Source organism: Nocardia sp. NPDC127606, from assembly GCF_042671725.1.
Lineage (GTDB): Bacteria > Actinomycetota > Actinomycetes > Mycobacteriales > Mycobacteriaceae > Nocardia.
The window spans coordinates 16,954-29,532 of sequence record NZ_JBHXWQ010000014.1 but is presented as its reverse complement, the minus strand read 5'-3'; the positions used below and the strand labels follow the sequence as shown (position 1 = coordinate 29,532).

The following is a 12,579-nucleotide window of genomic DNA, read 5'->3' as shown; positions in this document are numbered from 1 at the left end:
TTACCGCGTTGGTAGTGCGCGGCCGACCGATGCTCCACGGCGGCGTCGACGTTCATCTGACGAGAGTACCCAGCCCGCGAGCACTCCACCCACCGCCCCGAAAAGATGCCCCTGCCAAGAAATTCGAGGGTCGCTCGGCAGCACGCCCCACAGCATCGAGCCGTAGAACACGAGGATCACCAACCCCACTACGATCTGGCCAACATTGCGCGCGAACCACCCGCGGCAGATCAGGTACGTCAGCCAGCCGAACACGATCGACGACGCTCCCACGTGCACACTTCCCGCCGACCCGGTGAGCCAGGTACCGACGCCCGCGATCACCCAGATGATCGCCGTCGCCGCGATCCCCCGCCCGATCCCGGAGAGCAGGACGAGGAAACCGAGCACGAGCAAGGGCAGCGTGTTGGCGAACAGATGGTCCCATCCGCCGTGCAACAGCGGCGCCCACAGAATCCCGTCGAGCCCGGATACCTCGCGCGGCTCGATTCCCGCCGAGTCGAGTTCGCCGACCGATCCTGGTGGCGAATCGTAGGAGAGCACCATGTCGACGCCCTCGATCACGTACAGCGACCCCACGAAGCCCAGAATCACCACCGCGGCCCGAATCCACGAACCGCCTCGCGACGCGCCGATGCCCGAACTCGCGTTACCGCGCAGCCCCGAGATCCGATCAGGATCGAACGAGGCACCCACCCCACCGCTCACCGACATCGCCTCCACTCCGGCAAGGGACCGTCGAACAGCCCGTTGACCAGAGCGTACCGAAGCCAAGTGACATCGCGTCAGGCCCAGAGTTGCCCGTCCAGCTTCTCCTCGGCTTCGTCCAGCGTGCCGTCGTATGCCCCGGTAGACAGATACTTCCAGCCGCCGTCGGCGACCACGAACGCGATATCGGCCCGTTTCCCGGCCTTCTGCGCCTTCTTGGCGATGCCGAGCGCGGCGTGCAGGATCGCTCCGGTGGAGATCCCGGCGAAGATTCCCTCCTCGCCGACCAGTTCGCGAGTCCGTTTCACCGCGTCGTACGGGCCCACCGAGAACCGGGTGGTGAGTACCTTCTCGTCGTAGAGCTCCGGGATGAATCCCTCGTCGATATTGCGCAGGCCGTAGACCAGCTCGCCGTAGCGGGGTTCAGCGGCCACGATCTCGATATCGGGCACATTTTCGCGCAGGTACCGGCCGGTGCCCATCAACGTTCCGGTCGTGCCGAGCCCCGCGACGAAATGGGTGATCTCCGGCAGGTCGGCCAGCAGTTCCGGGCCGGTGTTCTCGTAATGCGCGAGCGCGTTGGCCGGATTGCCGTACTGGTACAGCATCACCCAATCGGGATTCTCCGCCGCGATCTGCTTGGCCATCGCCACCGCTTGATTGGATCCACCCGCCGCGGGCGAGTCGATGATCTCGGCGCCGAACATCGTGAGCAATTGCCGACGCTCCACCGAGGTGTTCTCCGGCATCACGCACACGATCCGGTAGCCCTTGAGCTTGGCCGCCATGGCCAGCGAGATCCCGGTGTTGCCGCTGGTCGGCTCCAGGATCGTGCACCCGGGGGTGAGCAGCCCGTCGGCCTCGGCCTGTTCGATCATCCGCAGCGCGGGCCGGTCCTTGATCGACCCCGTGGGATTGCGGTCCTCGAGCTTGGCCCACAGCCGCACATGATCGTCGCCGTCCCATTGGGGCGACAGTGTCTGCAGTCCGACGAGCGGGGTATTGCCGAGCGTCGCGATCAGCGATTCGTAGCGGGCCACGGGGTCAGGCGCCGCCGGCCACGGCGGGCAGGATGGTGACCGACGCGCCCGCGGGCACCTCGGCTTCCAGCCCACCGGAGAAGCGCACGTCCTCGTCGTCGACGTAGATGTTGACGTAGCGGTTCAGCTTGCCGTCCGACAGCAGCTTCTCGGCCAGCCCGGGGTGATTCGCGTCGAGATCGGCGATGAGCGCGGACAGCGTCGAGCCCTCGCCCTGCACCCGCTTCTCACCTCCGGTGATACCACGCATGATGGTCGGAATGGACACGGTTACCGGCATGGGGACTCCTCGGGGGTGGTGACTGTTCTCGGACGGTTCAGTAGGAATCGACGATGCGCACCGGTTCTTCGGTGACCTCGCCGTCGACGATGCGGTAGCTGCGCAGTTCGTGCTCCTGCGGGTCGCGCGTGGAGACCAGCACATAGTGCGCGTCCGGTTCGGCGGCGTAGGAGATGTCGGTGCGGCTCGGGTAGGCCTCGGTGGCGGTGTGCGAGTGGTAGACCACGACCGGCACTTCGTCGGCGTCGTCCATCGCGCGCCACACGCGCAGCTGTTCACCGGAATCGAACCGGTAGAAGGTGGGCGAGCGTTCGGCGTTGACCATCGCGACGAAGCGTTCCGGCCGGTCGCTGCCCTCGGGCCCGGCGATGATGCCGCAGGCCTCGTCCGGGTGGTCGGCGCGGGCGTGCGCCACCATCGCGTCAACGAGATCGGCCCTGATCACCAGCACTTCATCGACCCTTTCCACATCCTGCATGCGTGCTGTCGAGCACCTTCCTCGACAACGACTCACCCTATTCGGGTATTCCGCGGGGCACACACTCCGGTCCCGGCCTGGCCGTCACCGCGGGTGCGACGGGTCGTCGCGGGGCTGGTCAGCAGGGTGCCGCGGGTGGCGTTCAGCGCGGAAACAGGTCGTTGTAGGCGGGGATTCCGGCGATCGAGGTCGCGCTCAGCACCGCGTCGACGATGGCGCGTTCGACCACCACGGCGGCGGCGGTACACAACTGATCGAGCAGAAGCAGGTCGGCGGGGAAAGCGGCGGGTAACTCGGTGGGCGCGACTTCTCTCGCCCCGGTCGCCAGGGCGAAGATCGTGTCGCCGTCGAGCGGGGAGTGCACGGGCCGGATCGCGCGGGCGAGTCCGTCGTGCGCGGTCGCGGCCATCCGCCGGCAACCCGCCGGATCCAGGGCGGCATCCGTCGCCACCACACCGATCGTGGTGTTGAGGACCATGCTCTTGACGGGCAGCGCGACGAGCGCCGCGATCTCCTCGGGCGTACCCGGCCGCAGCCCGAAGAAGTCGGGCCCGTCGGTGCCCGCACCCCACGGCAACCCGGTGCGTGGATCGACAACCGAACCGACCGGATTCGCCACGATCACCGCGCCGACAGTCACCCCCGCACCGGGTCCATCCGCGAGAACCACACTCGCCGAACCGATTCCGCCCTTGAGCGCACCCGCCCTCGCCCCCACGCCGGCACCCGCGGTCCCCCGGGAGAACTCGGTCGACGCCGCCTCGGCCGCGCGATAGCCGAAATCGGCGTCGGGCCGGATGGTCCAGTCGCCGACCGGCAGATCGAAGATCACCGCACCCGGCACGATCGGCACCACGCGGCTCGCGTCGGTCGGGTCCATCGGAATGCCCTCGCCGTGTTCCTCCGACCAGCGCATCACCCCGTCGGCGGCGGCAAGGCCGTACGCGCTGCCGCCGGTGAGGAGCACGGCGTTCAGTTGGCGGACGGTGTTGGCGGGGTCGAGCAGGTCGGTTTCCCTGGTGCCGGGACCGCCGCCGCGGACGTCGACCGAGGCCGTCGCCCCGCCGGGGACCCGCACCACGGTGCAGCCCGTCGCGGCGCCGGTACCGAGGGTGACCTCGGCGTCGAGGGCCTGGCAGTGGCCTACCAGCACGCCCGCGACATCAGTGATCGAGTCGCGTACCCCGGGACTGCTGCGCATCGTCTCGTCCTTCGTCTGATCAGCGGGTCAGGGGGCCAGTGCCTGCAACAGTGAATCCTGCATCCAGGTGAGCCAGTGGTAGACGTCCAGATGCGGGGCGCGCGGGTCTTCCGGATCGAAATGGTCGGGCGTGTCGTCGTCGATGTCGAGCAGCGTGCCCAGCGCGAGACGAACATCGGTGAGCGCGGCCAGCCACGCGTCGGCCTGCTCGGGCGAGAGCACGATCTTGCCGCCCAGTTCCGGGCAACTGTCGAGGACGGCCTGCCCGGCGGCCAGTTTCGCGTCGATGATCTCCGGCTCGTGCAGGCTGCGCAGCGCGCTGTTGAGATCGGCGCGCTTGGCATCCGGAGAACCGGGCTCGGCGCGGTGGAAATCGGGCAGCAGACGCAGCAGTTGCGGATCGTCGGGCGGGGTGGAGTTGCCGGTGCGCAGGCCGGTGAGCGCGGTGAGTTCGTCTTCGGGGGCGTCGGCGGCGCGGTCACTGAGCAATCCGGACACCGCGCCGATCAGGGAGCGAAGGACGGTGGCCTCGTGCTCGTCCATTTCGGATCGAAGCTTGAGGCCACTCAGTGAGTTCTTCCTGCTCCACTTACGCACAGGGCCCAGGTTACTCAGGTCGTCAGTCGCGCTGCATGGTTGCCCAGAGCCCCGCGGCGTGCAGCCGGCGCACGTCCTGCTCCATCTTGTCGCGCGATCCCGAGGACACCACCGCCTTGCCCTCGTTGTGCACCTGCATCATCAACTCGGTCGCCTTGGCTTTGCTGTAGCCGAACAGCTTCTGGAAGATGTAGGTGACGTAGTGCATGAGGTTCACCGGATCGTCCCAGACCACGGTGACCCAGGGCCGGTCCTCGGCCTCCAGGATCTCGGTGTATTCGGTGGTCTCCGGTGTCGCCTGCGGTGCCGACAGTGCGGCGTTCACAGCGTCGGTGACGGCGCCGGCCCGAACGGTATTGCACACGGCCATAAAAACCAGGGTACGACGAGGCCCGCAGGAAACAACACCCGCGGTGACTAGAGTTTCTGGTGTGCAGATCCGTGACGAGTTCGCCAGCACCGCGCTGCTGACCGACCAGTACGAGTTGACCATGCTGGCCGCGGCGCTGGCCGACGGTTCGGCCCACCGGCAGTGCACCTTCGAGGTGTTCGCCAGGCGATTGCCGAACGGGCGCCGCTACGGCATCGTCGCGGGCACCGGTCGCCTGCTCGACGCGCTGACCCACTTCCGCTTCGGTCCCGACGAGCTGGCCGTGGTCGCGACATTCCTCGACCCGGCCACCGTCGACTGGTTGCGCGAATATCGCTTCACCGGCGATATCGACGGCTACGCCGAAGGCGAGCTGTACTTCCCCGGTTCGCCGATCCTGACCGTGCGCGGCAGTTTCGCCGAATGCGTGCTGCTCGAGACCCTCGCGCTGTCGATCTTCAATCACGACAGCGCCATCGCCTCGTCGGCCGCCCGGATGGTGAGCGCGGCCGCGGGCAGGCGGATGATCGAAATGGGATCGCGGCGCACCCACGAGCTCGCCGCGCCGTCGAGCTCGCGCGCCGCCTACCTGGCCGGATTCGACGCGACCTCCAACCTCGAGGCCGTGCGCAGCTTCGGCGTGCCCGGTGCGGGCACCAGCGCCCACGCCTTCACCCTGCTGCACAGCGGCGCCGACGGCGAACACGAGGCCGCGGCGTTCCGCAGCCAGATCGACACGCTCGGCATCGGCACCACGCTGCTGGTCGACACCTTCGACATCACCCGGGGCGTCGCCACGGCCATCGAGGTGGCCGGGCCCGAACTGGGCGGTGTGCGCATCGACTCCGGCGACCTCGGCGTCCTCGCCGGGCAGGTCCGCGACCAGCTCGACGAACTCGGCGCCACCGGCACGCGCATCGTGGTCTCCGGCGACCTGGACGAGTACGCGATCGCGGCGCTGCGTGCCGAACCGGTCGACGTGTACGGCGTCGGCACGTCGGTGGTCACCGGTTCCGGCGCTCCGACCGCGGGCATGGTCTACAAGCTGGTCGAGGTCGACGGCATTCCGGTCGCCAAACGGTCGAGCCACAAGCAGTCGCGCGGCGGGACCAAGAAGGCGGTGCGACTGGCCCGCGCCACCGGCACGATCGTCGAGGAGATCGTGTACCCCGAAGGCGCGGAAGCACCGGCTACCAACGGTTTCCAGGTGCGCGAGCTTCAGGTGCCGCTGGTACGCGACGGCAAGGTGGTCGACGATGTCGCGACGCTGGCGCAGAGTCGCGAATTGGTCGCGCGCGGTTTGGTGAGCCTGCCGTGGGAAGGGCTGAAACTGTCCGCGGGCGAGCCCGCCGTGCCGACGACGTTCCTCGGCTGAGTGCCCCGCGACCACCGGGTGGCCGCTCGGCGTTCCACGGCGGAGAATGGTTCGGTCGAACGAGGCGGAGGATGACATGGCACGCGGCCTGATAATCGTGGATGTACAGAACGACTTCTGCGAGGGTGGCTCCCTCGCGGTAGCGGGTGGCGCGGCGGTAGCGGCGGCGATCACCGATTTCCTCGCCACCGAGCACTACGACGCGGTGGTGGCCACCCGGGACTGGCATATCGACCCCGGTCCCCACTTCTCCACCGAACCCGACTACGTCGACTCGTGGCCGCCCCACTGCCGAGTGGGCACCCCCGGCGCCGATTTCCACCCCGCACTCGACGTCTCGCCCATCCAGGAAACCTTCTCCAAGGGCGAATACACCGCCGCCTACTCCGGATTCGAAGGCGCGGCGGCCGACGGCACCTCCCTCACGGATTGGCTCCGGGCCCGCGACATCGACGCCGTGGACGTGGTCGGCATCGCCACCGACCACTGTGTTCGGGCCACCGCGCTGGACGCCGCCGAGGCCGGATTCGACACCACCGTCCTGCTCGACCTCACCGCGGGCGTCGCCCCGGAAACCACCGAGACCGCCCTGACCACCCTCCGCGATGCGGGCGTCGGGCTGCGTCCCTGAATACTTCCCCCATGGACTATCGATTCCCGGCGCACACCCGATCCGCCCTGACGAAGGCACTCGCCGAGACCGACAGCATCCACGACGCCGCCGACACCGTCTTCTGGTCGAATCCGGCCACCGACGACCTCCAGCGCCTCGGCATCGGCGCGTTCGGCAAACTCCCCCCGGCCTTCTCCCACCTGCTGGCCCTGTCGAGCCTGCACACGAGCGTTCTCGACGCGGGCTTCTCGAGCTACCTCAAAACCCGCCGCAGCGAACTCCCTTGGGCCACAAGAGGTCTACGCGCGGCAGGCATGCCGCAACTGGCCGCCGCGGCCATCATCGCCGCCCGCGACGCCTCCCTCAGCTCCCCGAACGACGACCTCGACCGCTTCTGGGAAGACGAACACCGAACCCTCGCGAGTCCCGACCAGATCCGCCGCCCCACCGGCGACCGCGCCGAAGACCCCGATGAGATCTACGACATCAACGAACCCGAAGACTTCGAACAGCGAGTCCTCGACTACGTCCGCGATCACATCGACGACTTCGTCCGCGAGTCCTGACCGGGCTCGCCGTCGCTCGGGCAAACCTGTCCGAGGGTGCGGATAAGCTGCCAGCGTGCCCGAACTTCCTCCCGTCGCCGACCTGCTCGTCACCGCCGTGCATGCCCTCGGTGGCAAGGAACGCACCGGGCAGACCACCATGGCCACCGCCGTCGACCACGCGATCGACACCAAGGAGCACCTGGCCGTCCAGGCGGGCACCGGCACCGGCAAGTCGCTGGCCTATCTCATCCCGAGCCTGCGGCACGCGGTCCGTACCGGTCGCACGGTGGTGGTCTCCACCGCGACGATCGCGCTGCAACGCCAGCTCGTCGACCGCGATCTGCCGCGCCTGGCCGAGGCACTCACCAAGCCGCTCGGCCGCGCACCCAAGTTCGCGATCCTCAAGGGCCGCAACAACTATCTCTGCCTGAACAAGATCAACAGCGTCATCCCGGAAGACACCGGCGGCGAGGCCGAGCTGTTCGACGCCTTCGCCATCTCCCGTCTCGGCCGCGAAGTCCAGCGCCTCAACGAATGGGCCTCCGACACCGAGACCGGCGACCGTGACGAACTCGCCCCCGGCGTCACCGACCGCGCGTGGCGCCAGGTGAGCGTGGGCTCGCGCGAATGCCTCGGCAAGTCCCGCTGCCAGTTCGGCCAGGACTGTTTCGCCGAGAAGGCCCGCGCGGAATCGGCCCAGGCCGACGTGGTGGTGACCAACCACGCGCTCCTGGCCATCGACGCCATCAGCGGCATCCAGATCCTGCCCGAACACGATGTGGTGGTGATCGACGAGGCGCACGAACTGGTCGACCGCGTCACCGGCGTCGCCACCGCCGAACTGGCCGCGACCGCGATCAGCGCGGCCGCCCGCCGCTGCACCAAGCTGATCGACGAACGCGAGGTCGACCGCCTGGAGGGCGCCGCGGAGGCCTTCCATCAGGCACTGGAGGATCTGCCGCCCGGCCGCTGGGACCAGATGCCCGACGGCATCGCCCCGGTGCTCGCCCTGGTTCGCGACTCCGCCTGGAACGCGCGTACCGCCATCGCACCGCAGGGCACCGTCAAAACCCAGGACGACCCCGACAACGCCGCCGCCCGCACCATGGCCGTGGCCGCCATCGACGATGTGCACGACGCCGCGGTCCGCGCGCTCACCGCGTTCGAGGAGGCCGACCCGGCCGCCCGTCGCGATGTCATCTGGTTGTCGGCCGACGAGATGCGTGGCGTCGCCCGCCGCACCCTGCGGATGGCGCCGCTCTCGGTCGGCGGCCTGCTGCGCAGCAGATTGTTCGGCACCGCGACGGTCGTGCTCACCTCGGCCACCCTGCAGATCGGCGGCTCGTTCGACGGGCTCGCGATCACCTGGGGCCTGCCGTCGCAGTCGGGCGGCAAGGTCGATCCGACCATGGCCAACGGCGCCACCGCACCCGCCGACCTGGAATCGGTGCGCTGGAACGCCCTCGACGTGGGGTCACCGTTCGACCACGCCAAGTCCGGCATCCTCTACGTGGCCAAACACCTGCCCGCCCCGGGCCGCGACGGCCTCTCACCCGCCTATCTCGACGAGATCGAACAGCTCATCACCGCCGCCGGTGGCCGCACGCTCGGCCTGTTCTCCTCGATGCGCGCCGCCAAGGCCGCCACCGAGGCGCTGCGCGAGCGGCTCGACACCCCGGTGCTGTGCCAGGGTGACGATTCGATGGGCGCGCTGGTGCGCAAGTTCGCCGACGACCCGGCCACCTCACTGTTCGGCACCCTCACCCTCTGGCAGGGTGTCGACGTACCCGGCCCGTCGCTGAGTCTCGTTATCCTGGACCGCATTCCGTTCCCCCGGCCCGACGATCCGCTGCTCACCGCGCGCCAGCGAGCGGTGGAGTCGCGCGGCGGCAACGGTTTCATGACCGTGGCCGCCAATCACGCCGCGCTGCTGCTGGCTCAGGGCACCGGCAGGTTGCTGCGCAGCGTCGACGACCGCGGCGTGGTCGCGATCCTCGACTCCCGCCTTGCCACCGCCCGCTACGGCAGCTACCTGCGCGCTTCGCTGCCGCCGTACTGGGAGACCAGTGATCCCGAGGTGGTCGCCAAGGCACTGCGCCGGCTCACCGACTCCGCCTGAGCGAAGCCGACACCTGCAAGTCGAGTCTTGCAATCGAGGTGACCACACTCGTGAATCAGCGAGCGTGCGAACGCAAGTCGTGAGAACGTGTGGTGATGATGCACCACGCCGATGGCGAGGTACTCGGCGAATTTCTGGTCAGCGCAAGATCTTTGGCCGAGTACCGCGCGATGTTCCATCTCTCCGACGATGATCTGGCCGGGCGCCGTGTCCTCGATTGCCCCGGTGGCGCAGCGAGTTTCGCGGCCGAGGCAAGCGCGATCGGTGCCGAAGTCACCGCGATCGATCCCATCTACGCCACCCCACCGACCGAACTGGCCGCCCGCGCGACCCCCGAAACCGAACGCGCCGTGGCCTGGGCACACTCCCACGCCGACCGCTACCGCTGGGACTGGTACGGCTCCACGACAGAACACGCCGCGATCCGCCGCGGCGCCGCCGCCCGCTTCGCCGACGACGTGCGCGCCGCGCCCCACCGGTATCTGGCCGGCTCGCTGCCCTCACTCCCCTGCCCCGACGACGCGTTCGACCTGGCCCTGAGCTCGCACCTGCTGTTCAGCTACGCCGACCGGCTCGACGCCGACTTCCACCTGGCCGCCCTGCTCGAATTGGCGCGCGTCGCCACCGTCGAAACCCGCGTCTACCCGCTGCTCGACTACACCGGCGCCCCACTCGACGACCTCATCGACCACCTGCGTACCGAACTGCACGACAAGGGCATCGCCACCTCCCTGCAAAAGACCGGTTATGAGTTCCACCACGGCGCCGACACCATGCTGACGTTGCGTCCGGCGGCCTGATGGGGCGCGAGTGCGGGGCCTGCGCGGCAGCCCGGGCGGGCCTGAACGTGCACGCCGAGAACGGTTCGCCGCCAGCCGTACCCGCTTTCATGTCGTTTTCCTACCGAAGTCGGTCCGCCGCCGAACGCCGTCGACCCGGCGCGGTAGGTTCTTAGTCGTGCATACGATGTGGGCCGGACGGTAGTACGGCCGTGGCGGAGAGATCTCGAGGCGTGGCACTCCCGCGCACGACCCTGACGCTGCTTCTACTACTCGGTACCGCCGTCCTGGGCGTGACACTGCTGTTCACCACCATGGACCCGTGGATGGACAGCGGCGGAATTCTCGTCGGCGGTCTCGACGTGCACATCTACCGCGACGGCGGCTGGCGGGTCGTGCACGAACGGGCGCTCTACATCGAGCCGACGCACTATGGCCTGCTCTACACCTACACACCGTTCTCGGCCGTGGTCTTCCTACCGCTGCTACTGGTGCCGTGGGCGCACGTCACCACGACCTGGTTGGTGCTCAACCTGCTGGTGCTGTTCGGGGTTGTGCTGCAGAGCTTCCGGATGCTCGGCTACCGCGCCACCCCCGGGCTGGCCGCCGTCAGCGCACTGCTCACCCTGGCCTGCACCTTCGCCGAACCGGTGCGCACCACGCTCTACTACGGGCAGATCAATCTGGTGCTGATGCTGGTGGTGCTGTGGGACTTCTCCCGCGCCGAGAACAGCAGGTTGCGCGGCATCGGCGTCGGTATCGCCGCGGGTATCAAGCTGACTCCGCTGTATTTCATCGCCCAGTATCTGGCGCAACGGCAGTGGCGCGCGGCCGCGACCGGCGCTCTCACCTTCCTCGCGTCGATCGGTCTGACCGCGCTGATCCTGCCGAGCGACTCGTATCAATACTGGACGTCGACGTTCTTCCATTCCGGTCGCATCGCCCCGGATGTCCACCCCGCCAACCAGTCCCTGCGCGGCGCCATCGCCCACCTCACCCACGGCCCCGCGCCGGTGTGGTTGTGGCTGTTGATCGCCGTGCCGATCGCGCTGGTCGCGCTGTGGCTGGCCGCTGTCCTGGTCCGCCGCGGCGAGCCCCTGCTCTCGGTCACCCTCGGCGGCCTCACCGCCTGCGCCGTCTCCCCGTATTCGTGGGGCCACCACTGGGTGTGGTTCGTTCCGCTGATGGTCTACCTGATCCACCGCGCCCAGACCCGCGCGCCCTGGTGGCTCGCCGCAGCCGCGCTCTACCTGTCCATCGCCGCCTGGACCTACACCTACACCCCCACCTGGGTGAGCGTCGGCACCTTCCTGCTCCCCCCGTGGTGGCCGCTGCCGCAGGTCCTGATGAACATCTACGTGATCATCTATCTGATCACCCTCGCGGGCATCGCCCTGCACATCCGCACCCGCAAACTCCCGCCGGCCCCCATCGAGCCGGTTATCGAACTCCCTGTCCCCGAACAGCTTTCACCGAAAACCGGGACCGCCGCCGCCCCACACCCCGACGACGACCGCCCGGCGATGATGAACTGAACTACCCGCAGGACCAATCGAAAACGCCCGACTCCAGGTCGAGCTGGGCGTTGCCGCCGCCGAAGTTCATGCCGGAGATCTCTTCGATCTCCAGGTAGTACGGGGTCAACCCCTCGGGCAGCGCCTGGACGGGGAAGGCGGTGCCGCCGAGGTGGGAGCGGCCGAAGAGCGGCTCGGCCCACGTGGTCCAGCCGGAATCCTCGGTGAGCGGGTCCTGATACTTGGTGTTCGGCTCGTATTCGACCGGGGGAATGCCCACGTTCGGGTCGGCGGTGCGCTCGGCGAGCCAGACGCCGACAGTGGGGTGCACGTCGTCCCAGGCATTACAGCCCTCATCGCTCGCGACCGGGGAACCCGGCTTGCGAACATCGGCGGGCGGGGCGACGGGACCGCCGGCGAATTCCTTGTCGGTGAGCCAGATCAGCGCGAAGGCGCCACCGATCTCGTCATGCATGATCTGCAATTTCGGGTGCAGGCGGGTGGCGACGAGATCGCGGGCAAGGGGATCGTCCGACGAGGCGTCGGCCTCGACCGCGTCGGTTCCGGCGAACTGCCCCTCGCCCTGGAAGAGCGCGATGGCGGGGAACCCGGGTCCGCGACGCTGAAAATCGGTGGGCAGGCGCAGGGTGAGCGCGTGCATCATCGGCAGGCCGGTGACAGGTCCGCGCGGCCACGTCGCCGGATCGATGGCCGGTCCCTCACTGCCGATCCAGCCGGAGCGTACCGGCGCGTCGAGCACCAGCGGATCACCCTCGGGCGTCTCGGCCAGTTTGTCCGCCGAGTCTCCGAAACCCAGGTCGTAAGCCTTCATCGCAGCTCTCCTCTTCCATCCGCGGACAATGCGTGGCGCCGCTGGACACAGGCGCCGCCACGAGGTTAATCGCTGCCACCGACTCCCCGCGCGTGCTCGGTGGAACCACGGACGTACGGGCGATG

Annotated in this window: 14 protein-coding genes; 6 read left to right on the top strand and 8 right to left on the bottom strand. The window is 68.6% G+C overall.

Going from position 1 to position 12,579, the window contains the following annotated elements; translation table 11 throughout:
• The 7 genes from ACFVJ5_RS35015 to clpS form a co-directional block, all read right to left on the bottom strand.
• Positions 1 to 714, bottom strand: a complete 714-nt coding sequence (locus ACFVJ5_RS35015; RefSeq protein WP_378638911.1) for a rhomboid family intramembrane serine protease — start codon at positions 712 to 714, stop codon at positions 1 to 3.
• A 71-nt stretch (positions 715 to 785) separates the two neighbouring features.
• Complete coding sequence (locus ACFVJ5_RS35010; RefSeq protein WP_379226916.1) at positions 786 to 1,748, bottom strand: PLP-dependent cysteine synthase family protein; 963 nt, start codon at positions 1,746 to 1,748, stop codon at positions 786 to 788.
• A gap of 4 nt (positions 1,749 to 1,752) precedes the next feature.
• Positions 1,753 to 2,028, bottom strand: a complete 276-nt coding sequence (locus ACFVJ5_RS35005) for a MoaD/ThiS family protein (RefSeq protein ID WP_101464168.1) — start codon at positions 2,026 to 2,028, stop codon at positions 1,753 to 1,755.
• A gap of 37 nt (positions 2,029 to 2,065) precedes the next feature.
• Entirely contained in the window at positions 2,066 to 2,479 is a 414-nt protein-coding gene (locus ACFVJ5_RS35000; RefSeq protein WP_379226984.1) for a Mov34/MPN/PAD-1 family protein, read from the bottom strand.
• Between the two features lie 169 nt (positions 2,480 to 2,648).
• Entirely contained in the window at positions 2,649 to 3,707 is a 1,059-nt protein-coding gene (locus ACFVJ5_RS34995; protein ID WP_379226914.1) for a P1 family peptidase, read from the bottom strand.
• A gap of 27 nt (positions 3,708 to 3,734) precedes the next feature.
• On the bottom strand, positions 3,735 to 4,304 hold the full coding sequence (locus tag ACFVJ5_RS34990; RefSeq protein WP_379226912.1) for a DUF2017 domain-containing protein: 570 nt from the start codon (positions 4,302 to 4,304) through the stop codon (positions 3,735 to 3,737).
• Between the two features lie 22 nt (positions 4,305 to 4,326).
• Positions 4,327 to 4,674, bottom strand: a complete 348-nt coding sequence (gene clpS, locus ACFVJ5_RS34985) for an ATP-dependent Clp protease adapter ClpS (protein ID WP_379226911.1) — start codon at positions 4,672 to 4,674, stop codon at positions 4,327 to 4,329.
• A gap of 61 nt (positions 4,675 to 4,735) precedes the next feature.
• On the opposite strand from clpS, the gene ACFVJ5_RS34980 reads away from it, so the two are divergent.
• From ACFVJ5_RS34980 to ACFVJ5_RS34955, 6 genes are all read left to right on the top strand, one after another.
• Positions 4,736 to 6,049, top strand: coding sequence for a nicotinate phosphoribosyltransferase (locus ACFVJ5_RS34980; protein ID WP_379226909.1), 1,314 nt, complete (start codon positions 4,736 to 4,738; stop codon positions 6,047 to 6,049).
• A gap of 76 nt (positions 6,050 to 6,125) precedes the next feature.
• Positions 6,126 to 6,680 carry an isochorismatase family protein gene (locus ACFVJ5_RS34975; protein ID WP_379226907.1) on the top strand — a complete coding sequence of 185 codons (555 nt, stop codon included), beginning with the start codon at positions 6,126 to 6,128 and terminating at the stop codon, positions 6,678 to 6,680.
• 11 nt (positions 6,681 to 6,691) lie between these two features.
• A complete protein-coding gene (locus tag ACFVJ5_RS34970) occupies positions 6,692 to 7,228 on the top strand; it encodes a hypothetical protein (RefSeq protein ID WP_379226905.1) in 537 nt (178 codons plus the stop codon).
• Between the two features lie 55 nt (positions 7,229 to 7,283).
• Positions 7,284 to 9,329 (top strand): ATP-dependent DNA helicase, encoded by a 2,046-nt coding sequence (locus ACFVJ5_RS34965; protein WP_379226903.1) that lies wholly within the window; start codon positions 7,284 to 7,286, stop codon positions 9,327 to 9,329.
• Between the two features lie 95 nt (positions 9,330 to 9,424).
• A complete protein-coding gene (locus ACFVJ5_RS34960) occupies positions 9,425 to 10,129 on the top strand; it encodes a hypothetical protein (protein ID WP_379226901.1) in 705 nt (234 codons plus the stop codon).
• Positions 10,130 to 10,341: 212 nt separating this feature from the next.
• The gene (locus ACFVJ5_RS34955; protein ID WP_379226899.1) at positions 10,342 to 11,643 is read left to right on the top strand and encodes a glycosyltransferase 87 family protein; all 1,302 of its coding nucleotides are present in this window, start codon (positions 10,342 to 10,344) and stop codon (positions 11,641 to 11,643) included.
• Position 11,644: 1 nt separating this feature from the next.
• On the opposite strand, the gene ACFVJ5_RS34950 is transcribed toward ACFVJ5_RS34955, so the two are convergent.
• Positions 11,645 to 12,454, bottom strand: a complete 810-nt coding sequence (locus tag ACFVJ5_RS34950; RefSeq protein WP_379226897.1) for a hypothetical protein — start codon at positions 12,452 to 12,454, stop codon at positions 11,645 to 11,647.
• Positions 12,455 to 12,579: the final 125 nt, after the last annotated feature.